This window comes from Humibacter ginsengisoli (assembly GCF_054780095.1).
This window is the reverse complement of record NZ_BAAGWZ010000012.1, coordinates 224,096-249,885: the sequence shown is the minus strand read 5'-3', so window position 1 is coordinate 249,885 and position 25,790 is coordinate 224,096. Positions and strand designations below refer to the sequence as shown.

The window sequence follows — 25,790 nt, the reverse complement described above, 5'->3', positions numbered from 1 at the left end:
CGGCGATCACGCATTCGGCGAGAGAGCGCCGTCCGTCACGGTGACGAGGTTGTGGACGGCACCAGCCGCACACCGACGACCGTGGCGATCGGCTCGCGCTGACCGCCGCAGTGCACCACGTGGTCCCCGTCGACCGTGAGCTGCGTGGCGTGCGCACGCAGGGCATCCGCGACGGCATCCAGCCGGTCTGAGACGTCGACAACGAACGCACCGGGCGCGTCGGGAGCCACGAGTTCGACGAACGGCACGTCGGCGGCACCGCTGGCCAGCAGCGCCGCTCGGCGAATGCACCGGTGGTCCGGATGCCCGTACCCGCCCTGGTCGTCGTAGCTCACGACGACATCCGGCCGCGAGTGACGGATGAGAGCGAGCACGTCGGCCACCACCTCCGGCTCGGGTGCCAACGTGAGGGCTTCCGCGGGCGCGTCGTCGACCGGACCGGCAACCGTCGGGGTGACCCATCGCATCCCGGAGTCGCTGTAGCGGCGCGGCGGAAGACCGTCGGCGCGGGCGGGAGGTTCGCCCAGGAAGTATGCATCCGCGATTCCCAGCGCGTGCACGGCCCGCCTCAGCTCGTCCAGCCGGATCCCCGTGAGCACGTCGGGGTCGTCGCCCACCCGCTCCCGCAACTCGGGCACGATGCCGCCGCGCTCGCCGCGGGTCGCGGTGAGCAAGGTCACTCGCACCCCACGCTCGACCAGCCGGAGGATCACGCCGCCGGAGGAGAGCGTCTCGTCGTCGGGATGCGCGTGCACGAACAGCACCGAGCGCGCGCCCTCGAACGGGTCGGCCGCATCCGAACTGTCGGCCGGGGGCCCGGGCTCTTCCAGCTGGCTCATGCGCAGTTCCGCCACGATGCGTGGTCGGCGTGCCCGAGGAGCTCGCGGTACACCCGCACCGTCTCGTGTGCGGTGCGATCCCAGGAGCGCTCCGCCGCGAAACGGATGCCCGCCGCCGACTGCGCCTCCCACAAGGGGCGGTCGTCGAGGAGCGCGCCGAGCCGCTGCGCCCACTCCCGCGGATCCCGCGACGACAGCAGCACCGCCTGCCGGTTGACCGCCTCGACCAGGCCGCCGGACGCCGACGCCAGCACAGGAATGCCGCTCGCCTGCGCCTCGAGGGCGACGAGTCCGTACGTCTCGGAGTGCGACGGAACGAGCACCGCGGAGGCGTGCGCGAACAGTTCGGCGAGATCCTCGCGCGCCAGCGGTCCGGCGAATCGCACGCGCTCGGTCACATCGAGCTCGGCGGCCAGCGCTCGAAGTTCGTCGACGTGCCGCTCATAGCCGTCTGTGGGACCGCCGGCGATCACGAGATCGGGCCGCCGGGCATCCGGAAGCGCGGCGATGGTGCGGATGGCGAGGTCGAGCCCCTTGAGCGGCTCGATGCGTGCAGCGGTCACGACGTACGGACGAGGCTCAGTGCGGCGGGAGCCGCGGTGGAACAGCGTGGCATCCACTCCGGGCAGCACGACGTGCACCCTGTCGGGGCTCGCGCGGAGCCGGCCCACGATCGTGCGCTGCTCGGCATGGCTGACCGCGACGACGGCATCCGACTCCCGTGCCAGCTGCGCCTCACCGGTGAGGCGTCCGGGCGATTCCGGCCGCTCCCCCTCGGCGAGCTGCGTGGACGGATGCGCCGCAATGCTGTGAAAGCTCTGCACGTGCGGCACGCAACGGTCGCGCGCGAACGGCAGCCCGGCCATTCCGGCCAGCCAATGGTGCGAATGCACGACGTCGACGTCGTCGACGTCATCGAGGCCGACGCGGAATGCGGCGACGAATGCCTCCTGCTCGCCCTTCGGCCGGAGTGCGGCGGGCCCGGCATCGATGAGCCGCAGCACCACGCCCGACGGACGGGTGCTCACCGCGGGCAGGTCGGGCGTGAAGCGCCGCGTGATGACCTCTACGCTGTGGCCCTCGGAGGCCATGCGCTCGGCCGTCGCCCGCACGAGCACGTTCATGCCGCCGACGTCGCCAGACCCGGGAGCAGCGAAAGGCGACGTGTGCAGCGCCACCACTGCGATGTGCAAGGGTCGTTCGGCCATGTCTCCAGCGTAGGTACGTGGCGCGGATTCGCCGACGGGACCGGCATCCGGTATGCTTACCAGGTTGTCCGGCCGCAGGCATCCGCCCGTGAGCACGACGACGATGCACATACCCTCCTGCTGCAGAGAGCCTGCAGCCGTTCTAGTCCAGAGGAGGTGGGTTAGTCATGCATCAGTACGAGTTGATGGTCATCCTCGATCCGGAGATCGATGAGCGCACCGTTGCTCCCAGCCTTGACAAGTTCCTCAACGTGATCCGCACGGATGGTGGAACCATCGACAAGGTCGACATCTGGGGTAAGCGCCGCCTGGCGTACGAGATCAACAAGAAGTCCGAGGGCATCTACGCCGTCGTCGACTTCACGGCGAACTCGGATTCCACGCAGGAGCTCGACCGCCAGCTGAACCTCTCGGAGGCCGTCATGCGCACCAAGGTGCTGCGTGCCGAGGAAGCCATCGCCCAGGTCGCCGCCGCGCAGAAGCGTGCCGACGAGAAGGCGGCCCGCAAGGCCGACAAGGCGAGCGCCTAAGGCCATGGCTGGCGAGACCATCATCACCGTGGTGGGCAACCTCACCGCCGACCCGGAGCTGCGCTACACGCAGAACGGGCTGGCCGTTGCCAACTTCACCATCGCATCCACTCCCCGCACCTTCGACCGTGCGGCGAACGAGTGGAAGGACGGCGAGGCCCTGTTCCTGCGCGCGAGCGTCTGGCGCGACTTCGCCGAGCACGTGGCGGGATCGCTGACCAAGGGCTCGCGGGTCATCGCGACCGGGCGTCTCAAGCAGCGGTCGTACGAGACGAAGGAAGGCGAGCGGCGCACCTCGATCGAGCTCGAGATCGACGAGATCGGGCCGTCGCTGCGCTACGCCACCGCGTCCGTCACGCGCGCTCAGTCGTCGGGAGGCGGCCGCATCGGCGGTGCGCCCAGCGACGACCAGTGGGCGCCATCCACCCCGCAGGGGTCCGACTCGAGCTCCGACGTGTGGAACGCGCCGGGCAGCTACAACGACGAGACCCCGTTCTAACAATCGCTTCTGCGGATGCCTGACTCACGGCATCCGCTCACAAGTAAGGAAAGACCATGGCTGGAAAGTCGAGCGGCGACCGCCGCAAGCCGATCCGCAAGGGTAAGGACGGAAAGAACGCCGCTCCGGCGAAGACCGTCCGCGTCGGCGTCATCGATTACAAGGATGTCGCCACCCTGCGCAAGTTCATCTCGGAGCGCGGCAAGATCCGCGCCCGCCGCATCACCGGTGTCTCCGTACAGGAGCAGCGCCTCATCGCGAAGGCCGTGAAGAACGCCCGCGAGATGGCCCTGCTGCCCTACGCAGGCTCGGGCCGTTAGGAGTCACCCATGTCGAAACTGATTCTGACGCACGAGGTCTCCGGCCTCGGTTCGGCCGGTGACGTCGTCGAGGTCAAGAACGGGTACGCCCGCAATTACCTCATTCCGCAGGGCTTCGCGATCGCGTGGACCCGCGGCGGCGAGAAGCAGGTCGAGCAGATCAAGTCCGCGCGGGCCGCACGCGAGCACGCGACCATCGAAGAGGCCCAGGACCTCAAGCTGAAGCTCGAGGCCACCAAGGTAAGGCTGACCGTCAAGGCCGGCGCCGAGGGTCGTCTCTTCGGCTCCGTGAAGACGGCCGACATCGCCTCAGCGGTCGAGGCGGCCGGCATCGGCGCCGTCGACAAGCGCAAGATCGAGATCGGCGCACCGATCAAGACGGTCGGGCAGCACGAGGCCACGATCAAGCTGCGCGACGACATCAACGCCACGATCACCCTCCAGGTGGTCGCCGCCAAGTAGTCGTCCGAGCCGAGAACGGGCCGCATCCTCCTCGTGGGATGCGGCCCGTTTCGTCTGCGTCGGCACCCTTTTGAGGGCTTGCCAAGCGTGGATCGGAGCTACCATCCGATCGCTTCTTCCGCAATGTTTGTCCACACCTCGGGAGTGTCGCGGAGTGTCGTCGCCACAGGCATCCAACAAGTTTTCCCACACAGGGCTGGGATAACTTTTGTGCTGATCAGTGCAGACATCCTCGTGTGATTCAGTGAGTTATCCCCAGATGTACTCACACCTTCTGCACATCGCCCCCGGCGTTTCGCCCAGACTCTCCACAAAGTTATCCACAGGGCAAGTTGTGGTGGATGATCCGCCCTCCCTAGTGTTGGTCAGCGTTGCACCGCGGTGTGTGGCCAGAACGCGAATCGTGGTCTTTGTCGGGGGTGGCTGAGACCGTGTAAGAGCACGGCCGGAAGCCACCGCAGCCGCGTCGTGCCCGCAGAAGGCGAGCGACACGGGGAGCGCACACCGCAACAGGAACACCGTCGGAGACGCCGGTCATGAGGGAGGAGGTCTGGGTGTCGATCGCACACCTGGGTCTGGCAGATGGCCGGCCAGCATCCGAGAGCCGCTCCACCGAGCGCACCCCTCCTCACGACCTGCTCGCCGAGCAGAGTGCCCTCGGCGGCATGCTGCTGAGCAAGGATGCGGTGGCCGACGTCGTCGAGACCGTGCGCGGCGGCGACTTCTACATTCCCAAGCACGAGGTGATCTACGAGGCGATCCTGTCGTTGTACTCGCGCGGGGAGCCGACGGATGTCATCGCGGTCACCGACGAGCTGACCAAGACCGGTGACCTCAGCCGCGCCGGTGGCCCCGAGTACCTGCACACGCTCACCAGCCTGGTGCCGACCGCCGCGAACGCGGGCTACTACGCCGAGATCGTCGCCGAGCGCGCGCTGCTGCGCCGTCTCGTCGAGGCCGGAACGCGCATCACGCAGATGGGTTACAACGGCGAGGGCGAGGTGCTCGACCTCGTCAACGAGGCTCAGGCCGAGATCTACTCGGTGACCGGCTCCAACGACAGCGAGGACTACATCCCGCTGACGGATGCAGTCACCGCCGCCATCGACGAGATCGAGGCGGCGAAGCACAAGGACGGCAGCATGACCGGCGTGCCGACCGGTTTCGCCGACCTGGATGAGCTGACGAATGGCCTGCATCCGGGACAGATGGTCATCGTCGCGGCGCGTCCCGCGCTCGGAAAGTCCACGCTCGCGCTGGACTTCGCCAGGGCGGCCGCGATCAAGCACGACCTGCCGACGATCTTCTTCTCGCTCGAGATGGGGCGCAGCGAGATCGCGATGCGTCTCCTGTCGGCCGAGGCATCCGTTCCGCTGCAGAACATGCGCAAGGGCACGGTCGACCAGCGCGACTGGACGACCATCGCCGCCACGCGTGGACGGATCAACGACGCACCGCTGTACATCGACGACAGCCCGAACATGACGCTGGTCGAGATCCGCGCGAAGTGCCGCAGGCTCAAGCAGCGGGTCGGGCTCAAGATGGTGGTCATCGACTACCTGCAGCTGATGACGAGCGGCAAGCGCGTCGAGAACCGGCAGCAGGAGGTCAGCGAGTTCTCTCGTGCACTGAAGCTGCTCGCCAAGGAACTGCAGGTGCCGGTGGTGGCGCTGTCACAGCTGAACCGTGGCCCCGAGCAGCGCGCAGACAAGCTGCCCGCTCTGGCCGACCTGCGTGAGTCCGGATCGATCGAGCAGGATGCCGATGTGGTGATCCTGTTGCACCGGGAGAGCGCCTACGAGAAGGACAACCCCCGCGCCGGTGAGGCCGACCTGATCGTTGCGAAGCACCGCAATGGGCCGACTCGCACGGTGACGGTCGCGTTCCAGGGGCACTTCTCGCGGTTCGCCGACATGGCGCCGATGTAGTAGTTGGCTGTGGGTTCGCGGGGGGATGGCCGATTCCGGGATAGCTGGCTCACCCCGGGCTCATGCGGTTGGCGTGGTCGAGGATTCTGTGGCCGGCTTTCGCAACGTCGATTGCCGTCCAGGCCATGGCTTCGTCGCGTACGGTGACTTCGGCGACGCTACGCCCGCTGCTATCGGTCCACCACCCGTGCAACCACCGTTCTCCACTCTGTTCGAGGTGTTCAAGCACAGCACTGTTGAGCAGGTCGGCTCGACGATCGGCGTACACCCAGAACTCGTTGATGTGCGGTGGGTTCGGTGTGACCGTTAGGCCGGGGAGGTCAGCCAGTCCGTCCGCGATGATCTTCGCGTGCTGAGTCCACATGGGCATTCGGTCGAGGCGTGTGTCGAGCCCGTCGAGGGCGGCGATGATTGAGGGGAACTGCTGGAAGAGGTTGCCGCCGTATCGGGTGCGCCAGAGCCGTACTTCCTCGATCACGTCGGCGTCCGCTGCTATGAGCGCCCCACCGAGCCCACCGATCCCCTTATACATGGAGACGTAGATGGACGAAGCGTGCGCCGCGATCTCGGTGAGCGGCCGAGCGAAGTGGTGTTGTGCTTCCCAGATTCGTGCACCGTCGACGTGTAAGGGAATCGCGCGTTCGCGTGCCTCTGCAGAGAATTGAACGTATTCCTCCCAAGTGGGTAGGACGTAACCAAGTTCCTGCATCGGAAGCTCTGCGACGACAGCGGCCAGTGGGCCGGAGCAGTTGTGAAGGTCATCGGCGGTGGGCTGGCGCAGTTCACCCGTGAGATCGACGGGTTCAAGGCCGCTCAGCGCTGTAAATGCATCCTCTTCGTTCAGCTGCGTGTGATGGAGCGGGTGCACCGCGACCCGGTTGGTTTCGGTTCGCGCGGCCCAAACACGGAAGGCTGACTGCTGAGCCATGATGCCGGTGGGGAACCATGCTGCAGCTGCCTTGCCGAGAAGGGTGGCGACACGTTCCTCGACACGCTCGACCATCCCGGTGTTATAGAGGTCTACGGGCTCGATGAGGGAACCGTTTGCCGACCGCGCCAAGGCAGTTAGCCGTTCTGCAGGCGTGACCGGACGCTCGCCCGACAGCAGCCGACGGGCGCTGCGCGACGCGTTCCAGAGCCGCTGGCGCGGCGATAAGTCGTCCGATGTGTTAAGCATTAGCTGGTGCTTTGCTGTGCCCGGCTTGGTTGGCGGTCCTGTCGCCAAGGAGCGGGATGCTGGCGTAGATGCGCCGGGTGCGCGGATGGAGGAGCAGATCCGCGGAAGGCACGACGGTCAGGCTAGCAATCGATTCTGATGTCGGTAACGGTCCCATTTATGGAAGCGATCTAGGTTCAGCCCCGAGCAGTGCTCGAGCAGCCGCGGTGCAGGCGGTGGGGGAACGTCAGACACGCTTGTCTCAAAGGAGTCCCCGCGCGGGGAAGGTGCGCTCACACTAGCGCAAGGCTCGGCGCTGCCAGTGTCAGTGAATGCCGCGGACCGTGCCCACCAGTACGAAGATCCGGCAGAGATCGCCAGTGCATGTTGTCGGTGTATTGAAAATCGAATACGCGCCTGCAACAGCCTCTGGTTTTGGCTTGGGGTGTGAGTACAAGCACACGGGTCGGACCGGAAGTGTGTGCCGGTGTTGGATCGGGCGCTGGCGAGTCCGTGGCCGGCATCACCGCATATGGGTGCGGGGCCGAGGAAGCGAACCTCTTCCGGGCCACGGCAGAGCGCCGGGGTGTGGTGGTGAGGGTCATTGAGGCGCCGGTGTCGGAGGCGAATGCGGCATTGGCTCGCGGGAGTCGGTGTGTGAGTGTCGGGCATCGGGCGCCGATCTCGAACTCGACGCTGCGTGCGCTCAGAGGGGTTGGCGTCCAGTACATCTCCACCCGTAGCACGGGCCGGAACCATCTGGATGTCGACTTCGCACAGCGCCTGGGCATCCGGGTGGAGGGGGTTACGTACTCGCCGGGTGGGGTGGCGGATTACACGCTGATGCTGATGCTGATGGCTCTGCGGCGGGCCCGATCCGTCCTCTTGGGTGTCGAGGTTGGTGACTTCCGGGTGCAGGGGCCGCGGGGACGCGAACTCCAGGACCTGACGGTGGGCGTGATCGGTACGGGCCGCATCGGTACGGCTGTGATCGAACGGCTCCGCGGCTTCGGCTGCGCGGTGCTGGCCTACGACCATCGTATGAAGACCCGGGTGGAATACGTCGGACTGGACGAACTGTTCAGCCGGAGCGACATCGTCACGCTCCATACGCCTCTGACTTCCGAGACAAGGCACTTAGTCAATGGAAAGCGGATCGGTCGCATGAAGGCCGGCGCCCTGATTGTCAACACCGGCCGGGGCGGACTGGTGGACACCGAGGCGTTGCTGGTGGCGATCGAGGGTGGGCACCTGGGCGGCGCAGCCTTGGACGTGCTGGAGGGTGAGGAGGGCGTCTTCTACGTCGACCACCGCGACACCCCGATCAGGAATCCTCTGGTTCCACGTCTGCAGCGACTGCCGAACGTGGTCCTGACCCCGCACACGGCTTACTACACGGAACAGGCTCTGTTCGACACGGTTCAGAACACCCTCCTCAACTGTCTGGAATTCGAAAGGACGCACGCATGAGCAGGTTGACGATCGCGGTCATTTTCGGCGGGGTCTCGGAGGAGCATCCCGTCTCGGTGAAGTCCGCGCGGGAGGTCGCCCGCAACCTGAACCTTGCCAAGTACGAGCCGCTGTTTATCGGAATCACGAAAGCCGGTGAGTGGAGGCTGCTGTCTGATAGCCCCGCTCAGGACTGGGAGCACGTGGATCATCGACGGCTGGTGTTGTCGCCGGACACCAGCGTGCACGGCATTCTGGTCGAACGCGACGGACTGTGGGAGACGGTGCGCGTGGACGTAGCCGTTCCGGTACTGCACGGCCGTCACGGTGAGGATGGCGTCATCCAGGGGTTGCTGGAACTCTCCGGCATTCCGTACGTCGGTTGCGGCGTGGCGAGTTCAGCGTTGGCGATGGACAAGTCGCTGACCTATCTGATCGTCCGCAACGCGGGGATCGCGACTCCTGATTTCTGGACCGTCACAGGCAACGGTCCAGCTGATGCGGCGCGGGTGAGCTACCCGGTCTTTGTCAAACCGGCACGCTCCGGATCATCGTTCGGTGTCAGCCGGGTCGATCGTCAGGAGGATCTGCCGGACGCGGTGGATGCTGCGCGGTACTACGACTCGAAAGTACTGATCGAGCGTGCGGTGGTGGGCACCGAAGTCGGGTGCGCGGTGCTCGAAGACGAGTCCGGCTTGGTGGTCGGGGAGGTGGATCAGATCCGGCTGTCGCACGGATTCTTCCGGATCCATCAGGAGGAAGCTCCCGAGGTGCATTCGGAGAATGCGACCATCCTCGTACCTGCGGAGATCTCCGAAGCGGAGCGGGACCGCGTCCAGCAGACCGCGCGAACAGTCTTCCGGGCGCTCGGCTGCCGGGGACTGGCCCGCATCGACCTCTTCCTCACCGCCGAAGGAGAGGTCGTGCTCAACGAGGTCAACACCTTCCCCGGCATGACCTCCTACAGCCGCTACCCCCGCATGATGGCCGCCACCGGGATAACCCTGTCGGAGGTCATCGACCGGCTTATCGCGTTCGCGTTGAAGGAGCGGCAGTGAGCGATGACTTCGTCTACGTGGACGAGCAGGTTCCGGGTATCCGCTGGGACGCCAAGTACGCAACCTGGGACAATTTCACCGGCCGACCTGTCGCCGGATATCACGCGAACCGCATGATCGGCACGATCGCGTTGTGCGCCGCGCTCGCCCGCGCCCGCGACACGGCGGCCGGGCAGGGATTCGGGTTGTTGCTCTGGGATGCCTACCGCCCACAGCGCGCGGTGGACGATTTCCTGAGCTGGTCGAAGCAGCCGGAGGACGGGCTGAGGAAATCTCGGCATTACCCCCGCATCGATCGGGCGCAGATGTTCCGGTTGGGCTACGTCGCTGCCCGCTCCGGCCACAGCCGGGGCAGCACCGTCGATCTGACGCTGTATCGCCTCACCACCGGCGAACTTGTAGACATGGGCGGCGACCATGATCTGATGGATACGATCTCCCACCACGGTGCAGCCGGCATTCTCGAGCCTGCGGACGGCAACCGGCGGCGCCTACGGTCCATCATGGAGGCGGCCGGCTTCACCGCATACGCCGAGGAATGGTGGCACTACACGTTGCAGACCGAGCCGCACCCGGACACCTACTTCGACTTCCCGATCACCTAGCGGGCAGGCGGACGGTTACCCGCAGGCCGCCACCAGAGAGCGGTGCAAGGGCCAGTGTGCCCTCGTGCGCCGTGGCGATACTCTTCACGATCGCCAGACCCAAACCAACGCCGGCCTGATCGCTATGGATGCGCTCGGTACCGCGCCGAAACGGCTCGGTGAGGGTGGAGACAAGCTCCGGCGTGAGGAAGGCGCCCGTGTTCTCCACCGAGAGAACGACGACGCCTGCCTCTACTGAGGTCGCGATCCTCACGAGACCGCGCTCGGGGAGGTTGTGAACGACGGCGTTATGCACCAGGTTCGTCGTCAGCTGCAGCAGCAGGGCGTGCGACCCAGTTGTCGTCGCCGCCGTGCAGGAACTCTGCATGGTCACACCGTGCTTCTCCGCGAGGGGCAGCAGCGTCTCTACCGCCTCCTCGGCGAGGAGCGAAAGGTCGACCGGTTCTCGTGCGAACGAGCGCTGATCGCTTCGGCTGAGCAACAGGAGCGCCTCGGTGAGAGCGATCGCCCGAGTGTTGACAGCTTGAAGCCGCCGGATGAGTTCAGAAGCGTCGGTCTCCGGATCCTCGCGGGCCACCTCCAGCAGCGTCTTCGTGATCGCCAGGGGTGTTCGCAACTCGTGCGAGGCATTGGCCGCGAACCTGCGCTGCTGGGCGTCGTTCGCCTCCAACCGGGCGAGCATCGCATCGAAACTGTCGGCGAGCTCTCGGAACTCGTCGTTGCGGCCCTCCAACTCGATGCGGTGCGACAGCACCCCCTTCCCGACCTTGCGGGTCGCGTTCGTGATCCGGGCCAGCGGGGCCAGCATCCGGCCGGCCAGGAACCAACCGCCTACCAGCCCGAAGACGAGCAGGAAACCCATCGCCTCCGCCGCTCGCGGCACGAAGGCGCGCTGCAGATCCGCCCGCGTCGGGCCAACAGGCAAGTCGAAACCAGCCGGGAACACGAACTGGTGGTTCGGTACATATCGCAGGAGGAAAACCCAGACGGTCCCCAGCAGGAGAGCACCGGCCACCATCAGGAATCCGGCGTAGCTGAAGGTGAGCTTGAGGCGGATGCTCAGCCCTGCCCGTCTAGCCATGCGAACCGCGCTCCTGCCCCGCGTCGATGCGATAGCCAACGCCGGGCTCGGTCGCGATGATCCCCGGTTCGCCCAGGCGCTTCCGCAGCGCGGAGACCGTGATGCGTACCGCGTTCGTGAACGGGTCCGCATTCACATCCCAGGCGCGTTCGAGCAGTTCCTCCGCGCTCACAACACCACCCTCGGCGCTGACGAGCACTTCGAGCACCGCGAACTGTTTCCGGGTCAATGCCACGTATCGCCCGTCCCGGTACACCTCGCGGCGAAATGGATCCAGGCGCAGCCCGCCAAGCTCAAGCACGGGCGGCCGACTATGCGCCCGCCGCCGGTCCAGCGCTCGCAGACGCAGGACCAGCTCACGAAACTCGAACGGCTTGGTCAAGTAATCGTCGGCGCCGAGCTCGAACCCGGACGCCTTGTCATCGAGCCGGTCAGCGGCGGTCAGCATCAAAATCGGCATGCCGCTTCCGGAACCGACGATCTGCCTCGCGATCTCGTCGCCGGAAGGCCCCGGGATGTCACGGTCGAGCACCGCTATGTCGTAAGTGTTGACGCTCAGCAACTCCAGCGCCGCCTCCCCGTCCGCCGCGACATCAGCGGCGATCGCCTCCAGTCGCAGGCCGTCTCGAACAGCCTCACCCAGATAAGGCTCGTCCTCGACAATCAGCACACGCACGATCTCAATGCTCCCAGCCCCGACGTATCGCCGGCATATCAAAGCTTCACACCCGCTGAAATCCGCCGATGTGGGAGCGATCCTTCGAGCTCATCGCGGCTTGGAACCGACATGTAGGTGTCGGGCGATGGCGTGGGCTTGTTAGGTGAGGCTGCGCCCGAGGGACTGTGCGATTCCGCGCGCGACCTCGGGTGCATCGTCGACCGTCTCGTGGCCGGCGAACGCCTCGAGGAAGCCCTAGAAGCCTCGGCTCCTCAGCGCGATCCGGACACGGAAATACCGCATTGCCTATGATCGCCAGGTGCGGAACGCGGGGCTGGAAAGCCGGGGTAGGACATCGCGGTGGAGTCAGCGCCGGCGGCTGTCGATCGTGCTGGGACTGAACGGCGCACTGATCCTCGCCCTGGTCGTGGTCGGCATTGCCGCGAACTCGGTGAGTGTGCTCGCCGCGGCCGGCGATACGGTGGGTGATTGCTTCGGGCTGGTCATCGGATTGATCGCGGTTACGCTGCGCGATCGCGACCCGGACCACCCGCAGGCGCACCGGCCGATCGCCATTGCGGCATTGATCAACTCAGTGCTGCTGCTGGCGGTCACGGTCTCAGTGGTGATCGAGGCGGCGGCGCGGCTGCTGGCCGGTTCGTCGCCTGTGGAGGGGCTGCCGGTGGTGATCGTGGCCGTGATCACGATCCTGGTCATGTTGGCCGGAGCCTGGGTGCTCGGCGCCTCGGCCGCCTCCGAGGATCTGCACATGCGTTCCGTTCTGCTGGATGCCCTCGCGGACGCCTCCGCGGCCGCAGGCGTCGCGATCGCCGGGGTCATCATCCTGGCCACGGAGGGCCTGTACTGGCTGGACCCGGTGCTGGCGTTGATCATCTCCGCTGTCATCGCGATCGCCGCGGTGCGACTATTGATCAAGGCCGTGGCGGCCTTGCGCGGCGAAGACGTCGACTTCGACGACGACTAACAGCACCGGGGACACCCACGCAGAGGGGGAACAGGATGCCGTGGACCGACTCCGCGGTGATGAGTCAGAAAACCGACATCGTTCTCCTACGGATCGGCTGGATCTGCCTGGCGGTCGTCAGCCTCGGCATCCTCGTGTTCGGCGTGATCGTGATCGCCGTCCCATCGGGCGCCGGCCAGTTGCTTTACACCGCAGACGGGCTGGCTTGCATCGGGCTCGGCCTATACGGCGGCCTGCTCACACTGATCCCCTACCGACGGCGCGAGAAATGGGCGTGGTGGGCGATCTGGTTCTACCCCGTCTTCTGGGCGGCCCACCTGATCTTCCACCTGCCGCCCGGCACCGACCACGTCCACCAGTACGCATTCATTGCCCTCTCACTGATCGGTCTTCTGCTCCCGATCCGGAGCGTCTTCCCGCCAGGAACCCATGCCGGGCGCCGGACAGCGGCTCTCGTAACACGACAGAAAGATCGATGACAGGGACCAGGCACGCTCACGCCCGACTTCTCCGAACCGGGTTCGTCCTGGAGGGGATCACGCTGGCGTGGAACGTCGTCGGCGTCGTCGTGCTGGCCGTTCTGGCGATCACGTCGGGTTCGGTCGCTCTGGCCGGGTTCGGTCTGGACTCTCTCATCGAGATTGGCGCGAGCATCGTCGTGCTGTGGGAACTGTCCGGCACCGGCGAGCAACGGCAGCGAATCGCGCTGCGACTGATCGGTGCAGCGTTCATCGCACTGGCGGTCTACCTCCTGGTGCAGACCGCGATCGCTCTCCTCACCGGGCACCGGCCCGGCGCCAGCATCGCCGGCATCGTCTGGACTGCCATCACCGCAATATGCATGTTCACACTCGCCGGGCTGAAGACCCGAACAGGTCGTGCTCTGAACAATCCCGTGCTGCGCACCGAAGGGCACGTGACGATGATCGACGGACTTCTGGCCTGCGCCGTCCTTCTCGGTGTGCTTCTGAACACCGTGCTCGGATGGTGGTGGGCGGACTCCGCCGCCTCCCTCGTCATCGTGTACTACGCGGTCCGCGAAGCCATCGACATCTACCGCACGACGCGGACCGAACCAGACCTATGACCTCGGCGCGTGGTGGATCCACCGGCGACCGACCACGGATTCTCGCGACCGAACGTCATTCGATGGTGAAGGCATCCGGTGTCGCCGGATGCGGCCGGAGAGCGCCGAGTGATCCGGTTACGCGGCGTTCTCTTCGCGAGTCGCGGCCAAGCCCTCCGCAAGCGGGGTGGTCGGCCGGCCGATGAGGTCCCTGAGCGTGGAGGTGACATCGGCGAGGGCTCCGTCGCGGATATTGCCGTCGAGCGCGACCACGAATCCCGCCGTGCCGTCGTCGAGACCCGCTGCGGTCAGGATGGCCGCGTGCTCCTCGGGCGTTACATCCCGGTAGCGAACCTCGCGACCCAGCAGCGATCCGGCGGCCCGGGCGAGGTCGTGGAACGTCCACGCGACGTCGCCGCTCAGCTCGTAGACAGCGCCGTCATGACCGGGGGTTGTCAGCACGACCGCGGCCGCATCGGCGAAATCGCGACGCGAAGCGCTGGCGACTCGTCCGGTTCCGGCGCTGCCGATGATCTCGCCCGTGGCCGCCGCGCTTTCGAGCGTGCCGGCGTAGTTTTCCGTGTACCAGTTGTTGCGCAGGATGGTCACAGGCAGGCCGGAGGCCGCCAGAAGCCGTTCTGTCTCCGCGTGCTCGGGTGCGAGTACGAGGTCGCTGTCCGTCGCATGCGGCGCGCTCGTGTACACGACGCGGCCGACTCCCGCCTTGCGCGCGGCGTCGATCGCATTGCGGTGCTGGTCGACGCGCTTGCCGACCTCCGAACCCGAGACGAGCAGCACCGCCTCCGCACCCGTGAATGCCGGCACCAGGGTCTCGGGGCGGTCGAAGTCGGCCAAGACGGTCTCGATGCCGCGGGCGGAGAACGAAGCCAAGCGCTCGGTGTTGCGGCCCGTCGCCCGGATCTGCGATGCGGGGACTCCGCGCTCGAGTAGCGATTCGATGACGAGGTGGCCGAGGTGCCCGGTTGCACCGGTGATGACGATGGTCATGCGAGGTTCCTTTCGATCGGTCACTGGTCAGAACCCGCTCGCCGACGCATTACTTCCCGATCTAAGGACGACATCGTCGGCGCGGACGCATCCTGAGCGATGTGGTTCTAGTGCCCGTAAGGGCGCCGGGCGTGATGCACGTTTTGCGCGTGCCCAGCCTTTTCGGCGTCGCGCACCGCGTCGAAGTCGGCCAGTCGTCCCAGTGAGGGAACGAGGTGCTGCAGCTTCTCGGGGTTCACGACGCCGTGGATGGCGGCGATCCTTCCGTCGCGCAGCTCGAGCGACATGACCGCGAGCACACCACCTCCGACGGGGATATCGGCGACGATGACGACACCGGGCCCGCCGTTGACGGGATGCGGCTCGACGTGGACGGGGAACACCGCCCTCCGACCGAACGATGCCAGCATCTTGGACACCGCGTCGAACCCCTGCACTGGCCGGGTGATGGCGAAGCCGGGCGGAACCTTTCCGCCACCGTCGCTGATAGCGACGACATCATCCGTGAGCAGCGAGACGAACTCGCCCACCGCACCCGACTCCACCGCCGCGATGAAGTGCGAGACGAGCTCCTCGTGCTCCGCCGCTGACGCGGGATAGCGGGGCACGCGCCCCGACACTCGAGCCCGCGCTCGCGACACCAGCTTGCGTGCCGCGCCATCGGAGGAGCGGCCGAGCACCGAGGCGACCTCGTCGTACGAGTAGTCGAGCACGTCGTGGAGCAGGAACGCGGCACGTTCGGTCGGTGTCAGTGTCTCGAGCAGCACGAGGAACGCGAAGGACAACTCTTCGGCGAGTTCCGCATGCTCCGACGCGTCGCGCGACGCGTTCGGGAGTTCGCCGACGATGGGTTCCGGTAGCCACTCGCCCACGTAGTTCTCGCGACGGGCACGCGCAGAGCGCAGCTGGTCGATCGCGAGCCGTGTCGCCACCGTGGTGAGCCACGCCTCCTGGTTCGCGGGCCGGTCTGCGTCGGTGAGGCGAAGCATCCGCTCGATGGCCGACTGGGCGATGTCGTCTGCGTCGGTGACGGAGCCGAGCATGCGGTAGGCCGCACCGAACGCGACACGACGCAGCGACTCCAGTTCGGTCATGCCTCGATCTTCTCGCGGTGGCCGTTCGACGGGACCAGCACGTGCGTTCGCCGCATCGGCAGATACGGTCCGGGATGCCGGGCCACGAACAGGTTGCCTCGGTGCACGTATTCCTTCATGAACCTGGCGGCGCGGCCGGTGACGATGCGGTCGATCGCCCTTCCCTCCGCCGTCAGCCATTGCAGCAGAGCATCGTGTCGTCCGAGGCTGATGCACTCGGCGAAATAGCGGCCGGAGAATGCGGATGCATCCTCACCGGCGAGTTCCGCTGCCATCTTCTTCGGCGCGGTGATCGCCATGAAGGCGCCGGTGCGGCAACCCATCTTCAGCGGCACCCCGTCGGGTCCGGGCAGACGCGCCGCATCGCCGACGACCCGCACCTCAGGGTGGCCGACGGCGTGGAACGTCGCATCGACGTACGCGCGGCCGAGCTCGTCGACATCGAGTCCGGATGCCTCGACAAGCGGATTCGCTCGAAACCCGCCCGCCCACAACGTGAGCGCCGACGGGACCTCGCGACCGTCATCGAAGACGACCGCGTCGGGCTCGATGCGTGCCACGCGTCCGAGGAACCGCTCTATCGCCAATCGGTCGAAGGCATGCTCGAGGTGCCGTCGGCCGGACGGGCTCAGCCAGTCGCCAGGGGCGCGCGAGCTCGCGATCGAGACGCGGAGCCCCGGGTGCGTTTCGGCGACCTCGGTCGCCAACTCGATGCCCGTCAATCCACCGCCGACGACCACCACGGGCGCGCCGTCGGGCAGCGCGTCGAGCGCCTGCGCCGTTTCGCGGATGTGAGCGACGCCGGTGAGACCGTGCGCATTCTCGTGCGCCCCCGGCACCCCGCGGAAGTCGATGACGCTGCCGAGGGCGATGACGAGCGAGTCGTATTCGAGCGTGGCGCTCTCCGTGACGACGCAGCGCCGCTCGAGGTCGATGCGTTCCACCTGAGCAACCCTGAGCTTTGCGCTCGAGCCTTTCAAGGCATCCGCAACCGGCAGCAGTGCATACCGCTGCCCGGTCGCCAGCTGATGCCAGCGCATCCGCTCGTCACGCGTTTCGTTGCTCGTCACGAGGGTGACGGATGCCTCGTCGGCCCGCACTCGCCGCGCCAGTTGCCCGGCGACCACGATGCCGGTGTAGCCGCCGCCCAGAACGATGATCCGATGCTTTCCCATACCAGTACGACGAGACGGCGGGGCGGATTGGGACATCGCCGAGCGTCGTCACTTTCCTCGACGACGGGCGGCTGAGCGTGGCGGGGCTGCGCGGAGGTGCTCGCTGACGCGCCCGAGGATGCGGGCTAGGTCGCCGGCGTCTTCGTCCGTGAGGGGCGCGAACAGGAGTTCGTGCACCGTTTCGACGTGGCCGGGGAACACGGAACTCAACAGGTTGCGGCCGGCGTCAGTAATCGTGACGACGGTGCTGCGCTCGTCTTCAGGGGAGGAAGAACGGGTGATGAGACCGCGCTGCTCGAGCAGTTGCGCCTGGTATGTCAAACCACTGCGACTGTAGACGACGCCGTCCGCGAGGTCGGTCATCCGTTCGTGACCCCCCGGAGAGTCGCCCAGCCTCGCCAAGAGCTGGAACTGCACAGAACTGAGGCTGCCGTCGTCGCGAAGCTGCTTCTCGACCGCTGGGCGCAGCAGATTGCCGACCTCGGTGAGTGCGAAGTACGCGCGCAGCTGCGTCGGAGTGAGGGCGTCGGGCGTAGCGCTCATGTTCCGATTCTACTAGTTGCTTCGAAGTCGAAGCAGTGTTATCGTCGAACTGCTTCGAATTCGAAGTACAAAGGCGAGGAGTGAGACTATGAAGGCAGTGCAGTTCCACGAAGTCGGCGGACCTGAGGTTCTCCGGTACGACGATGTCGAACAGCCGAACCCGGGTGCAGGGCAGGTGCGGCTGCGGGTCGCAGCGTCAGCGTTCAACCCGGCGGACGCCGGTATGCGGGCCGGAGCCATGCCCGTCCCGATCGAGTTGCCGCACGTCCCCGGCTATGACGTGTCCGGCACGGTCGACGCTGTCGGTGAGGGCGTGGACGAGGTGGCAATCGGTGACGCCGTGATCGGGTTCCTGCCGCTGGAGCGCAACGGCGGTGCGGCCGATTACGTCATCGCTCCTGCCGAAGCGGTCGTCGCCGCGCCTACGAGCATCCCGCTAGCGGATGCCGCGGCGCTGCCGTCCGTGGCATTGACCGCGTGGCAGGCGCTCTTCGACGACGGAGGGCTCGAGCCGGGCCAGCGAGTGCTGATCGTCGGCGCCGGTGGTGCGGTGGGCAAGTACGCTATCCAGCTCGCCAAGCGGGCAGGTGTCTACGTCATTGCGACGGCCAGTCCGCGCAGCATCGATCTCGTCCGCGCCGCGGGAGCGGACGAGATCATCGATCACACCGACACCGACCTGCTCGCTGCCGTCGATGAGCAGGTCGACGTGTTGTTGAACCTCGCGTCGATCGAGCCCGAACAGCTCACCGCGTATGTGGCCGCCGTACGCGACGGCGGTGTGGTTGTCAACACGATCCCGCCCTTGGCCACCCCCGGCGACGAAGCCCGAGGGGTGCGCGCGTCGACGGTGTTCGTTCGCCCGAACCGAGAGCGCCTCGCCGAACTGGTATCCCTCGTCGACGCCGGCGCACTCGTCGTCGAGGTCACGCGACGGATCCCTTTGACGGAGCTGCCCGCGCTCCACGCAGAGGCCGCCGCCGGTCTCGTCGCAGGGAAGGTCATCGTCCTCCCCTGAGCCGTTCCGGGGGCTGGGTTGCCGGCCGGGCATCTCGGTGACGCCTCACCGCGCCGCCATCATGGCGCCGGAGACGGCGACGAGAAGCGCGCCGAGCGACATGAGGCCGACGAGCACGGCAACCGCCGGCCAGAATCCGAGAGCGACGGCCGTGAGCAAGGGCGGCAGGGTCAATCCCGCGTAGGCGACGAGGAAGATACCCGCAAGTGCTTCGCCTCGGCGTCCCGGCTCGGCTGCTGCTGCGGCGGTGACGAGCGCGCACCGGAACAGGATGCCGATGCCCGCGCCCGCGACCCCGCCGCCGATGAGGAACACGGCGAGCGAAGCAACGACGGCGCTCACGGCCACACTCGCGAGCCCGAACACGGCCAGTGCGATGGCGAGTCGGAGCTGAGCGGGGACCCCGAGGCGCGCGGTGACGATCTGCGCCGTCGCTGCGGCCATGAACACGACGAAGGGCGCCAGGCCCGCCAGCAGGTAAGAGCGCTGGTGGAGGATGCTGACGAGGAACGTCGGCGAGAGTGCCATGAACGTGCCGAACACCGTGAAAACGGCGAACGCAGCTGTGGCCGCAGCCCAGAACGCGCCACGACGTCCGGCAGGTATGGCGATGCGCTGAGGCCGGTACGAGGGACGCACCGCACGGCGCTCGACCGTCTCGGGAACGAAGGCGACGAGAATGCCTTCCGCGGTGAAAAGCGCGGCGAAGATTACGAACGGAACGACCAGCGGTGCCGACGACCACGAGGCGATGAGTCCGCCCACCAAGGGGCCGAGGCCGATGCCGCCGAGGTTCGCGAACGTGGCGACGAGCGCTGCACGCCCGCTCGCCTGGCGGGCCACGGTTCCCAACTCGTCGAGGTGCGCGGTCGCTGCGGCCGCGAGGATGCCGATTCCGAGGCCGCAGATGAAGCGCGCCACGATGAGGCCAGCGACGTCGTTCCACACGAGGAACAGCAGTGCGGCCAGCAGGTTCAGGAGCAGGGAGGCGAGGATGATCCGTCGCCGTCCGATCCAGTCGGAGACGTGGCCTGCGAGATACAGGCTCAGCATGACTCCGACCGCATACACCGCGAAGATGACGGTCAGGACGACGGTGGGGAAGTCATCCTTCCGCTGGTAGATCGCGTAGAGCGGGGTCGGCAGGGCGCAGAACGCCATCTCGGTGAGAAAGGTGAGCGCGATGATCCAGAACCCTGCAGCATGCGGAACACGCCTGCCCGCCGAAGCCGGCGTGGGTCTCGTGGTCGTCGATGTCATGACACAACATTCGCCGATCGGCGTCATCGTGTCCAACGAACGTAAACGATGGTTGCCATCGATAACGACGATTCACTCCCTATGCTGCTCCCATGGACACTCGGCAGGTGGAGTACGCGATAGCGGTGGCGGACGAACTGAGCTTCACACGCGCAGCCCAACGGGTATTCGCCGTGCAGTCCACGGTCTCGGCGGGTGTTCAAGCACTCGAAAGGGACCTCGGCACCGTGCTGTTCGAGCGCGACCAGCGGGGTGTGCGCCTCACCCCGGCGGGCGAATCGGTGCTGCCGGCCTTGCGCGGCATCGCCGACGCCGAGGCGCGCGCCCGCACCGCTGCCGACCCTCGCGGGGAACTACGCGGTGAGCTGCGTATCGGAGTGTTCTCGAACGTCAGCTACCTCGCACTGCCCCGGGTGGTCCGAGAGTTCCACCGCGAACATCCGCTCGTCGACCTGCGTCTTCGCTCGTCCCCCACCGGTTCGAGGGAACTCGCGAATGACGTGCTGCGTGGTCGCCTCGACCTCAGCTTGTTCGGGCTGCCGGCCTCCGCGGCCACCGGCCTCGCCACGCACCGATTGGCCATCACCAGGTATGTAGCGCTGCTGCCGCCCGGGCACGATCTCGCAAGGCAGAAGACGATCAGCCTGGCAGACCTCGCGAAGGAACGATTCGTGGACGCGCCTGTCGGGTTCGGCAACCGTGACATCCTGGACGGCGCCCTGAACGGCCTCGGCGTGAGTCGGGATGTCGCGATCGAAGCGACCGAGACTGCGGCAATACCGGTCTTCGTCGCCGCTGGACTCGGTGTCGCGCTTCTGCCGGAACTGCTCATACCGCCGGGCACTGACGCGGTCGTCGTCTCCCTGGCAGAACGCATCGACTGGGAGTTCAGCGTCGTGACGCGAACGTCGCCGAGTGAGGCGGCCCGTGCCCTGGTCGAACGATTGATCGCTGCCTACTGACGGCGGGCCACGTGCGACGTGTGCTCAGCCCGCCCGGGTTCCGTTCGGCACCGGAACCTCGGGTGTGGCGAGCACCGGTGTGATGCCGTCGGAGTACCCGATGTCGAACAGCATCCCCTCCGACAACTCGCCGGCCATCCGGCGCGGGGCGAGGTTGACTACGACGAGTGCTTGCCGGCCGACGATCTCCGTCGGGTCCTCGCGTTCTTGTTTCACGCCGACGAGGATGCTGCGCCGATGGTCGCCGAGGTCGACCGTGAGCCGTACCAGTTTGTTGGAGGCGGGGACGTCGTCGACCGCAGTGATGGTGCCGACGCGGATGTCGACGCGAGCGAGCTCGTCGATCGTGATCGTGGCCTTGATCGGTGCCGTGGAAACGCTCATCAGGAGCTGCTACTTGCAGGTCTCGTAAGGGTCTCCACCGTACCGCCGTGTACGACGAGGAGCACAGCGGCCGCCATCAGGCTGTCGGGCGGGATCGTTAGAGTCACGCGCATGAGATGGTCGGACCTCGTTTCGGCGCAACCGGCGCTCGGCGCAATCGCGAACCAGAAGTTGATCGAGCCCGGCGTCCTTTTCATCGGCACCGTCCGACGTGCTGGCATCGCGCGGATCAGCGGTGTGGAACCTTTGATCATGGACGATGACCTGTGGCTGTCGATGATGCTCAAGTCCAAGAAGGCGCTGGACCTGGCCCGCGATGAACGAATCGTGTTGAACAGCATCGTCACGGGCCCGGAGCCGGGAGTCGAGATCAAGATCGTCGGCAGAGCGATCCAGGAGCACAAGATATCGGTGCAGGAACGCTATGCATCCGCCGCGGGCGAGCAACTCGGCTGGCAGCCGGTCGTGGGGAGGTTCGCCCTGTTCCGCGTCGAAATCGAAGGGGTGACCTACATCGGCTACGACGAGGCGACACATGGCCAGCACATCGCTCGTTGGCCAGAAGGCATCGAGTACATCCGTGCGGCGACCTCGCCCACCAGCCTCGGATCCAGACAGGCCGTGACCCGAGTCCTCAGGTGAGCGTCGCAGGTGTCTCAGAAGATGCGGGTGCGGACTCCCGACTCGCCGGAGCTGAGACACACGGCACACGTGCGGCTTCTAGAGAACCCCGCCTGCGCCCGGCTCAGGGCATCCAGCCCGTTCGTTCCAGGATCTCGTGCACGGACTCGTCGACCGTCGCAGGATAGGTAACCACCTGGAAGTGCCGGATGCGGTCGTGATCGGACCGGGCATGGTAGACGTCGACCCATTGGCGCAGCGCTGTCGCCCACTCTTCGGTGGGCTCGCGTTCGGTCACTCGCTCCTTCAGCACGGCGAGGGGTGCGGTCGTTTCGCAGATCAGCAGCCTCGCCCCGGGCATGGCCGCTTGAACGAGCTCGACCTCCTCCTCGTCGTTGAACACCATCGGGATGATCAGCTTCATGTCGGGTGCGGCGTCGACGTAGTTCGGCCAGATGGCACGAAGGTTCTCGCGCGGGAACCATCGGCCCGGGTACGGGTGCACGAGGCTCAGTTCGTCGATATCGATGACGCCGTGCGCGACATCCGCCGCCCGAAGCGCTTCGGAGAGCGCCCGCGCGAGGGTGCTCTTCCCCGAGCCGGGTGAGCCGTGCAGCACGAGCACATCAGTCACGGCCACCCATTATCGTCCTCGGTCACATCGGGCCGTCGGTCGCACCCCGCCGGCGGCGTATCAGGAAGCGCTAACGCTCTCTTTACGAAACTCTGACCCGCGGATGCCGCGGCGGGATGATCGTGGACGCATGACAGGTCCGGCTCGTTCTCGGCGGTCTCGGCTCGGATCGTGGATCCGGTCGCACCGGATGATGTCCATCACCGCGGCAGGGGTCGTCACGATCCTGGCGGTCGTGGCGGTCACGCTGGGGGTCGCCTTCGGAGTGCGGTCGGACTTCGCCGCGGTCCACGCGCTCGGCGTCTCGCAGGCATCCACCGCGCAGCCGTCCGGAACTGTGGGAACCGGCATGGAAGCGGGCATCTCGAAGATCAAACACGTCGTCGTCATCATGCAGGAGAACCGGTCGTTCGACAGTTACTTCGGCACGTTTCCCGGCGCCGACGGCATCCCGATGTCGAACGGAACGCCTACCGTCTGCGCGCCCGATCCCGCGACGGGCGCCTGCGACAAGCCGTTCCACGACTCGGCGGACGTGAACTCAGGCGGACCGCACGGCGCTGCAAACGCGACTGCCGACATCGACGGCGGCAAGATGGACGGCTTCGTCGCACAGGCCGAGCAGGCGAAGAAGAAGTGCGCACCCAATGCGCCGTCGTGCGCCGCGGGAACGCAGACCGATGTCATGGGATACAAGACCGGCGCGGACATCCCGAACTACTGGACCTACGCGAAGGACTTCGTTCTCGACGACCACCTGTTCGAGTCGAATGCGTCGTGGAGCCTGCCCTCGCACCTGTACATGGTCTCGGAGTGGTCGGCGAAGTGCAGCACGGCCGGCGACCCGCAGAGCTGCGTGAACGCGCTGCAGAGCCCTGGCAACCCACCCGACTTCGGCGGTGCCGTCAAGAAGAACCTCATCGGCGCCTGCCGCGGCGGCATGGCGAAGCCGGCGTGCCAGGCGCAGCTGACCAAGATCGGCATCACCCCGGATGTCGCCGCGCAGCTGCACGCGCTCATCCGGCGGAACTGCACCGCGAAGGACTCCCTCGCCACCTGCCAGGCGGCGGTGGACAAGGCGACGCTGCCCGACGCGCTCAAGCAGAAGCTGATCGCGGCATCCAACGCGCTCGCACCCCCGGACTACGCGTGGACGGATCTCACCTACCTGCTGCACAAGCAGAAGGTGTCATGGGGCTATTACGTGTTCAACGGCACGGAGCCGGACTGTGAGGATGACTCGGCCATGACGTGCGCGCCCGTCAAGCAGAACGCGAAGACGCCGGGCATCTGGAACCCGCTCCCCTACTTCGACACCGTGAAGCAGGACGGACAGTTGGGAAACATCCAGTCACTGACGAAGTTCTACTCGGCCGTGAAAGCGGGAACCCTGCCGGCGGTGAGCTGGATCGACCCGAGCGGTCAGGTGAGCGAGCATCCGCCGGCGAAGGTCAGCGCCGGCCAGGCCTACGTGACGGGTCTCATCAATGCCGTCATGAAGAGCCCGGACTGGTCGAGCACCGCGATCTTCCTCTCCTGGGATGACTGGGGCGGCTTCTACGACCACGTGAAACCCCCGGTCGTCGACCAGAACGGATACGGGCTGCGCGTGCCCGCCATCGTGATCAGTCCGTATGCGCGCAAGGGCTTCATCGACCATCAGACGCTCAGTCACGATGCGTATGTGAAGTTCATCGAGGACGACTTCCTGCACGGACAGCGCTTGGACCCGGCCACCGACGGGCGACCGGACCCGCGCCCCGACGTGCGGGAGAACAACCCCGAGCTCGGCAACATCGCGGCCGACTTCGACTTCGGTCAGCGGCCGCGCCCGCCGGTGATCCTGCCCGGCGGCGTGACTTACTGAGCCGAGCGGCTAGCGAGCTTGCTCGCGCGATGGTTGTGACGCATTCCCCTATCGCGTGAAGTTGACGTGGATCGTGCCGCTTTCCGCTACCTCCGTGGTGACGGTATGCGTGCGCTCGAGCCCGCCGAGGTCATCCCACAGCCGTGTTCCGCGGCCGAGGATGACAGGAGCGATCATGAGGTGCAAGTCATCGACGAGCCCGGCGAGCAGGAACTCGCGCGCAGTGCCGATGCCGCCGCCGACACGGACATCCTCGCCCGCTGCAGCTTCAGTCGCTTCGGCCAGCACCTTCTCGACTGGGTCATTGCGGAAGTGGAAGGTCGTGCCGCCAGCCATCGCGATCGACTCACGCGGGGCCCCGTGAGTGAGCACATAGACCGGGGTGTGAAACGGCGGCTCGTCGCCCCACCAGCCCTTCCAGCCCGGGTCGTCCGGGAAAGAGTGCAAGCCGAACATCCCAGCACCCATGATCTCGGCACCGATCCCGTCGAAGAACGCGGCAGCGTAACTCTCGTCGACACCCGTGGTGCCGGCGCCGCTCGTGTCGCCGAAGGCCATCTTCCGAAACGTGCGAGTCGCTATGTATGCCGCCGTGAGGCGATCCCAGTCCTCGCCCATCGGGCTGTCCGCAGTCGGCTCCGTGGTGGCGGCATATCCGTCGAGGGAAAGAAACAGGTCGGCTCGAACTCGTGTCATGTCAGCCGCCCCACCCGGACCAGGTGTCGGGCCACGGCGCGACGTCGACCTCGTTGCCTTCCGGGTCGGCAAGGGTCCACCACTGCGGGCCGTTGTCGCGCACCACGGTTCCGCCGGCCGCGAGCGCTGCGGCGACACGGGCATCCGCTTGATCGGCCGGCACGTAGAGATCGATGTGGATGCGATTGCGCTGCGGGCGGGCGGCATCCATCTGCTGGAACCAGAAGTTCGGGGCGAAGCCGTTCTCGTCGAACAGGTCCTCCTCGGTGGCTGACCTGCCGAGCACCGCGGCCCAGAACGCCTGCACCTTCGGGATGTCGAGGGCATCGATCGCGATCTGAAGCGTCTGCACCTTGGTCGGATCCGTGGGGATCCCGAGCTCGCGTGCGACCTCCGAGATCTGTGCGGCGAGGGCCGCGTCGCGTTCGCTCAGCCATCCGTTCGGCATCACCTCGTGGGTCATGAGCTTGACGAGCACCGCTGGATAGCGCAGGTCGATATCGGGATGATGATTCGCGGCGTCCGCGAGGGCGCCGATCCTGTCGACGAACTCGAGACCCTTCGCGAACGATCCGGTCGCGAAGAACGCGGCCGCGCCGTCGGAGAGCACGCGCCAGTCTTCGACGCCTTGGGCTTCATGGAACTGCTTCGAGGTGATGGGCTCGACCATGGGGTGAACGTACG

At 66.5% G+C, this 25,790-nt stretch carries 29 protein-coding genes; 15 read left to right on the top strand and 14 right to left on the bottom strand.

Translation table 11 applies throughout. The features are described 5' to 3' along the window. Positions 1 to 35: 35 nt before the first annotated feature. Entirely contained in the window at positions 36 to 839 is an 804-nt protein-coding gene (locus tag ACYVI5_RS18230; protein ID WP_460581493.1) for a PIG-L deacetylase family protein, read from the bottom strand. Beyond that, complete coding sequence (locus tag ACYVI5_RS18225; RefSeq protein WP_460581492.1) at positions 836 to 2,047, bottom strand: glycosyltransferase; 1,212 nt, start codon at positions 2,045 to 2,047, stop codon at positions 836 to 838. Before ACYVI5_RS18225 ends, ACYVI5_RS18230 begins: the two co-directional genes overlap by 4 nt. 167 nt (positions 2,048 to 2,214) lie before the next feature. Between ACYVI5_RS18225 and rpsF the strand changes: the two genes are divergently transcribed. The 5 genes from rpsF to dnaB all read left to right on the top strand — a co-directional run bounded on the left by rpsF (position 2,215) and on the right by dnaB (position 5,786). Continuing rightward, complete coding sequence (gene rpsF, locus ACYVI5_RS18220; RefSeq protein ID WP_440295106.1) at positions 2,215 to 2,577, top strand: 30S ribosomal protein S6; 363 nt, start codon at positions 2,215 to 2,217, stop codon at positions 2,575 to 2,577. Positions 2,578 to 2,581: 4 nt separating this feature from the next. Further along, a complete protein-coding gene (locus ACYVI5_RS18215) occupies positions 2,582 to 3,076 on the top strand; it encodes a single-stranded DNA-binding protein (protein ID WP_460536482.1) in 495 nt (164 codons plus the stop codon). A 56-nt stretch (positions 3,077 to 3,132) separates the two neighbouring features. Beyond that, a complete protein-coding gene (gene rpsR, locus ACYVI5_RS18210) occupies positions 3,133 to 3,396 on the top strand; it encodes a 30S ribosomal protein S18 (RefSeq protein ID WP_170025587.1) in 264 nt (87 codons plus the stop codon). Positions 3,397 to 3,405: 9 nt separating this feature from the next. Further along, on the top strand, positions 3,406 to 3,858 hold the full coding sequence (gene rplI, locus ACYVI5_RS18205; RefSeq protein WP_460536484.1) for a bL9 family ribosomal protein: 453 nt from the start codon (positions 3,406 to 3,408) through the stop codon (positions 3,856 to 3,858). 554 nt (positions 3,859 to 4,412) lie between these two features. Then, positions 4,413 to 5,786, top strand: coding sequence for a replicative DNA helicase (gene dnaB / locus ACYVI5_RS18200; RefSeq protein ID WP_460536487.1), 1,374 nt, complete (start codon positions 4,413 to 4,415; stop codon positions 5,784 to 5,786). 49 nt (positions 5,787 to 5,835) lie between these two features. Here the strand turns inward: dnaB and ACYVI5_RS18195 are convergent, their stop codons facing one another. Further along, on the bottom strand, positions 5,836 to 6,789 hold the full coding sequence (locus ACYVI5_RS18195) for a threonine aldolase family protein (RefSeq protein ID WP_460581491.1): 954 nt from the start codon (positions 6,787 to 6,789) through the stop codon (positions 5,836 to 5,838). A gap of 666 nt (positions 6,790 to 7,455) precedes the next feature. Here ACYVI5_RS18195 and ACYVI5_RS18190 point away from each other — a divergent pair. The 3 genes from ACYVI5_RS18190 to vanX are packed head-to-tail and all read left to right on the top strand — an operon-like array spanning position 7,456 to position 10,054. Beyond that, entirely contained in the window at positions 7,456 to 8,412 is a 957-nt protein-coding gene (locus ACYVI5_RS18190; RefSeq protein ID WP_460581490.1) for a Rossmann-fold NAD(P)-binding domain-containing protein, read from the top strand. Then, positions 8,409 to 9,449: a D-alanine--D-alanine ligase family protein gene (vanA, locus tag ACYVI5_RS18185; RefSeq protein WP_460581489.1), complete on the top strand. Its 1,041-nt coding sequence runs from the start codon at positions 8,409 to 8,411 to the stop codon at positions 9,447 to 9,449. Before ACYVI5_RS18190 ends, vanA begins: the two co-directional genes overlap by 4 nt. Then, complete coding sequence (gene vanX / locus ACYVI5_RS18180) at positions 9,446 to 10,054, top strand: M15 family metallopeptidase (RefSeq protein ID WP_460581488.1); 609 nt, start codon at positions 9,446 to 9,448, stop codon at positions 10,052 to 10,054. The genes vanA and vanX overlap by 4 nt, the downstream gene beginning before the upstream one ends. On the opposite strand, the gene ACYVI5_RS18175 is transcribed toward vanX, so the two are convergent. Continuing rightward, positions 10,047 to 11,135 carry a sensor histidine kinase gene (locus ACYVI5_RS18175; RefSeq protein ID WP_460581487.1) on the bottom strand — a complete coding sequence of 363 codons (1,089 nt, stop codon included), beginning with the start codon at positions 11,133 to 11,135 and terminating at the stop codon, positions 10,047 to 10,049. The two genes, vanX and ACYVI5_RS18175, sit on opposite strands and share 8 nt — an antisense overlap. Beyond that, positions 11,128 to 11,811: a response regulator transcription factor gene (locus ACYVI5_RS18170; RefSeq protein ID WP_460581486.1), complete on the bottom strand. Its 684-nt coding sequence runs from the start codon at positions 11,809 to 11,811 to the stop codon at positions 11,128 to 11,130. Before ACYVI5_RS18170 ends, ACYVI5_RS18175 begins: the two co-directional genes overlap by 8 nt. A gap of 301 nt (positions 11,812 to 12,112) precedes the next feature. Here ACYVI5_RS18170 and ACYVI5_RS18165 point away from each other — a divergent pair, with 301 nt between their 5' ends. The 3 genes from ACYVI5_RS18165 to ACYVI5_RS18155 are packed head-to-tail and all read left to right on the top strand — an operon-like array spanning position 12,113 to position 13,865. Beyond that, entirely contained in the window at positions 12,113 to 12,778 is a 666-nt protein-coding gene (locus ACYVI5_RS18165; protein WP_460581485.1) for a cation diffusion facilitator family transporter, read from the top strand. A gap of 59 nt (positions 12,779 to 12,837) precedes the next feature. Beyond that, complete coding sequence (locus ACYVI5_RS18160) at positions 12,838 to 13,257, top strand: hypothetical protein (RefSeq protein WP_460581484.1); 420 nt, start codon at positions 12,838 to 12,840, stop codon at positions 13,255 to 13,257. Next, a complete protein-coding gene (locus tag ACYVI5_RS18155; protein WP_460581483.1) occupies positions 13,254 to 13,865 on the top strand; it encodes a cation diffusion facilitator family transporter in 612 nt (203 codons plus the stop codon). Before ACYVI5_RS18160 ends, ACYVI5_RS18155 begins: the two co-directional genes overlap by 4 nt. 117 nt (positions 13,866 to 13,982) lie before the next feature. Here ACYVI5_RS18155 and ACYVI5_RS18150 read toward each other — a convergent pair whose 3' ends face one another. The 4 genes from ACYVI5_RS18150 to ACYVI5_RS18135 all read right to left on the bottom strand — a co-directional run bounded on the left by ACYVI5_RS18150 (position 13,983) and on the right by ACYVI5_RS18135 (position 17,664). Continuing rightward, positions 13,983 to 14,852 (bottom strand): SDR family oxidoreductase, encoded by an 870-nt coding sequence (locus tag ACYVI5_RS18150; RefSeq protein ID WP_460581482.1) that lies wholly within the window; start codon positions 14,850 to 14,852, stop codon positions 13,983 to 13,985. A gap of 107 nt (positions 14,853 to 14,959) precedes the next feature. Next, positions 14,960 to 15,946 (bottom strand): sigma-70 family RNA polymerase sigma factor family protein, encoded by a 987-nt coding sequence (gene sigJ / locus ACYVI5_RS18145; protein ID WP_460581481.1) that lies wholly within the window; start codon positions 15,944 to 15,946, stop codon positions 14,960 to 14,962. Next, a complete protein-coding gene (locus tag ACYVI5_RS18140) occupies positions 15,943 to 17,121 on the bottom strand; it encodes an NAD(P)/FAD-dependent oxidoreductase (protein ID WP_460581480.1) in 1,179 nt (392 codons plus the stop codon). The genes sigJ and ACYVI5_RS18140 overlap by 4 nt, the downstream gene beginning before the upstream one ends. Positions 17,122 to 17,169: 48 nt before the next feature. Next, the gene (locus ACYVI5_RS18135; RefSeq protein ID WP_460581479.1) at positions 17,170 to 17,664 is read right to left on the bottom strand and encodes a MarR family winged helix-turn-helix transcriptional regulator; all 495 of its coding nucleotides are present in this window, start codon (positions 17,662 to 17,664) and stop codon (positions 17,170 to 17,172) included. Between the two features lie 88 nt (positions 17,665 to 17,752). On the opposite strand from ACYVI5_RS18135, the gene ACYVI5_RS18130 reads away from it, so the two are divergent. Further along, on the top strand, positions 17,753 to 18,682 hold the full coding sequence (locus ACYVI5_RS18130) for an NADP-dependent oxidoreductase (RefSeq protein ID WP_460581478.1): 930 nt from the start codon (positions 17,753 to 17,755) through the stop codon (positions 18,680 to 18,682). A 45-nt stretch (positions 18,683 to 18,727) separates the two neighbouring features. Here the strand turns inward: ACYVI5_RS18130 and ACYVI5_RS18125 are convergent, their stop codons facing one another. Then, positions 18,728 to 19,942 (bottom strand): MFS transporter, encoded by a 1,215-nt coding sequence (locus tag ACYVI5_RS18125; RefSeq protein WP_460581477.1) that lies wholly within the window; start codon positions 19,940 to 19,942, stop codon positions 18,728 to 18,730. 92 nt (positions 19,943 to 20,034) lie between these two features. On the opposite strand from ACYVI5_RS18125, the gene ACYVI5_RS18120 reads away from it, so the two are divergent. Further along, positions 20,035 to 20,904, top strand: a complete 870-nt coding sequence (locus tag ACYVI5_RS18120; RefSeq protein ID WP_460537316.1) for a LysR family transcriptional regulator — start codon at positions 20,035 to 20,037, stop codon at positions 20,902 to 20,904. A gap of 24 nt (positions 20,905 to 20,928) precedes the next feature. On the opposite strand, the gene ACYVI5_RS18115 is transcribed toward ACYVI5_RS18120, so the two are convergent. Beyond that, the gene (locus tag ACYVI5_RS18115) at positions 20,929 to 21,288 is read right to left on the bottom strand and encodes a hypothetical protein (protein ID WP_460537318.1); all 360 of its coding nucleotides are present in this window, start codon (positions 21,286 to 21,288) and stop codon (positions 20,929 to 20,931) included. Positions 21,289 to 21,459: 171 nt separating this feature from the next. Here ACYVI5_RS18115 and ACYVI5_RS18110 point away from each other — a divergent pair, with 171 nt between their 5' ends. Further along, a complete protein-coding gene (locus tag ACYVI5_RS18110) occupies positions 21,460 to 21,930 on the top strand; it encodes a hypothetical protein (protein WP_460581476.1) in 471 nt (156 codons plus the stop codon). Positions 21,931 to 22,033: 103 nt separating this feature from the next. On the opposite strand, the gene ACYVI5_RS18105 is transcribed toward ACYVI5_RS18110, so the two are convergent. Beyond that, positions 22,034 to 22,549: a P-loop nucleotide/nucleoside kinase family protein gene (locus tag ACYVI5_RS18105; RefSeq protein ID WP_460581475.1), complete on the bottom strand. Its 516-nt coding sequence runs from the start codon at positions 22,547 to 22,549 to the stop codon at positions 22,034 to 22,036. Positions 22,550 to 22,733: 184 nt separating this feature from the next. On the opposite strand from ACYVI5_RS18105, the gene ACYVI5_RS18100 reads away from it, so the two are divergent. Then, complete coding sequence (locus tag ACYVI5_RS18100) at positions 22,734 to 24,410, top strand: alkaline phosphatase family protein (RefSeq protein WP_460581474.1); 1,677 nt, start codon at positions 22,734 to 22,736, stop codon at positions 24,408 to 24,410. A gap of 48 nt (positions 24,411 to 24,458) precedes the next feature. Here the strand turns inward: ACYVI5_RS18100 and ACYVI5_RS18095 are convergent, their stop codons facing one another. Together ACYVI5_RS18095 and ACYVI5_RS18090 are read right to left on the bottom strand one after the other, a co-directional pair. Beyond that, complete coding sequence (locus ACYVI5_RS18095) at positions 24,459 to 25,106, bottom strand: dihydrofolate reductase family protein (protein WP_460581473.1); 648 nt, start codon at positions 25,104 to 25,106, stop codon at positions 24,459 to 24,461. Between the two features lies 1 nt (position 25,107). After that, complete coding sequence (locus tag ACYVI5_RS18090) at positions 25,108 to 25,776, bottom strand: VOC family protein (protein ID WP_460581472.1); 669 nt, start codon at positions 25,774 to 25,776, stop codon at positions 25,108 to 25,110. Positions 25,777 to 25,790 lie beyond the last annotated feature (14 nt).

Excerpts from the sequence above, each read along its gene's own strand:
- ACYVI5_RS18230 (WP_460581493.1), bottom strand. The coding sequence starts at position 839 with ATGAGCCAGCTGGAAGAGCCCGGGCCCCCGGCCGACAGTTCGGATGCG.
- ACYVI5_RS18225 (WP_460581492.1), bottom strand. The coding sequence starts at position 2,047 with ATGGCCGAACGACCCTTGCACATCGCAGTGGTGGCGCTGCACACGTCG.
- rpsF (WP_440295106.1), top strand. The coding sequence starts at position 2,215 with ATGCATCAGTACGAGTTGATGGTCATCCTCGATCCGGAGATCGATGAG.
- ACYVI5_RS18215 (WP_460536482.1), top strand. The coding sequence starts at position 2,582 with ATGGCTGGCGAGACCATCATCACCGTGGTGGGCAACCTCACCGCCGAC.
- rpsR (WP_170025587.1), top strand. The coding sequence starts at position 3,133 with ATGGCTGGAAAGTCGAGCGGCGACCGCCGCAAGCCGATCCGCAAGGGT.
- rplI (WP_460536484.1), top strand. The coding sequence starts at position 3,406 with ATGTCGAAACTGATTCTGACGCACGAGGTCTCCGGCCTCGGTTCGGCC.
- ACYVI5_RS18195 (WP_460581491.1), bottom strand. The coding sequence starts at position 6,789 with ATGGTCGAGCGTGTCGAGGAACGTGTCGCCACCCTTCTCGGCAAGGCA.
- vanA (WP_460581489.1), top strand. The coding sequence starts at position 8,409 with ATGAGCAGGTTGACGATCGCGGTCATTTTCGGCGGGGTCTCGGAGGAG.
- ACYVI5_RS18175 (WP_460581487.1), bottom strand. The coding sequence starts at position 11,135 with ATGGCTAGACGGGCAGGGCTGAGCATCCGCCTCAAGCTCACCTTCAGC.
- ACYVI5_RS18160 (WP_460581484.1), top strand. The coding sequence starts at position 12,838 with ATGAGTCAGAAAACCGACATCGTTCTCCTACGGATCGGCTGGATCTGC.
- ACYVI5_RS18155 (WP_460581483.1), top strand. The coding sequence starts at position 13,254 with ATGACAGGGACCAGGCACGCTCACGCCCGACTTCTCCGAACCGGGTTC.
- ACYVI5_RS18150 (WP_460581482.1), bottom strand. The coding sequence starts at position 14,852 with ATGACCATCGTCATCACCGGTGCAACCGGGCACCTCGGCCACCTCGTC.
- sigJ (WP_460581481.1), bottom strand. The coding sequence starts at position 15,946 with ATGACCGAACTGGAGTCGCTGCGTCGTGTCGCGTTCGGTGCGGCCTAC.
- ACYVI5_RS18140 (WP_460581480.1), bottom strand. The coding sequence starts at position 17,121 with ATGGGAAAGCATCGGATCATCGTTCTGGGCGGCGGCTACACCGGCATC.
- ACYVI5_RS18135 (WP_460581479.1), bottom strand. The coding sequence starts at position 17,664 with ATGAGCGCTACGCCCGACGCCCTCACTCCGACGCAGCTGCGCGCGTAC.
- ACYVI5_RS18130 (WP_460581478.1), top strand. The coding sequence starts at position 17,753 with ATGAAGGCAGTGCAGTTCCACGAAGTCGGCGGACCTGAGGTTCTCCGG.
- ACYVI5_RS18125 (WP_460581477.1), bottom strand. The coding sequence starts at position 19,942 with ATGACATCGACGACCACGAGACCCACGCCGGCTTCGGCGGGCAGGCGT.
- ACYVI5_RS18120 (WP_460537316.1), top strand. The coding sequence starts at position 20,035 with ATGGACACTCGGCAGGTGGAGTACGCGATAGCGGTGGCGGACGAACTG.
- ACYVI5_RS18115 (WP_460537318.1), bottom strand. The coding sequence starts at position 21,288 with ATGAGCGTTTCCACGGCACCGATCAAGGCCACGATCACGATCGACGAG.
- ACYVI5_RS18100 (WP_460581474.1), top strand. The coding sequence starts at position 22,734 with ATGATGTCCATCACCGCGGCAGGGGTCGTCACGATCCTGGCGGTCGTG.
- ACYVI5_RS18095 (WP_460581473.1), bottom strand. The coding sequence starts at position 25,106 with ATGACACGAGTTCGAGCCGACCTGTTTCTTTCCCTCGACGGATATGCC.
- ACYVI5_RS18090 (WP_460581472.1), bottom strand. The coding sequence starts at position 25,776 with ATGGTCGAGCCCATCACCTCGAAGCAGTTCCATGAAGCCCAAGGCGTC.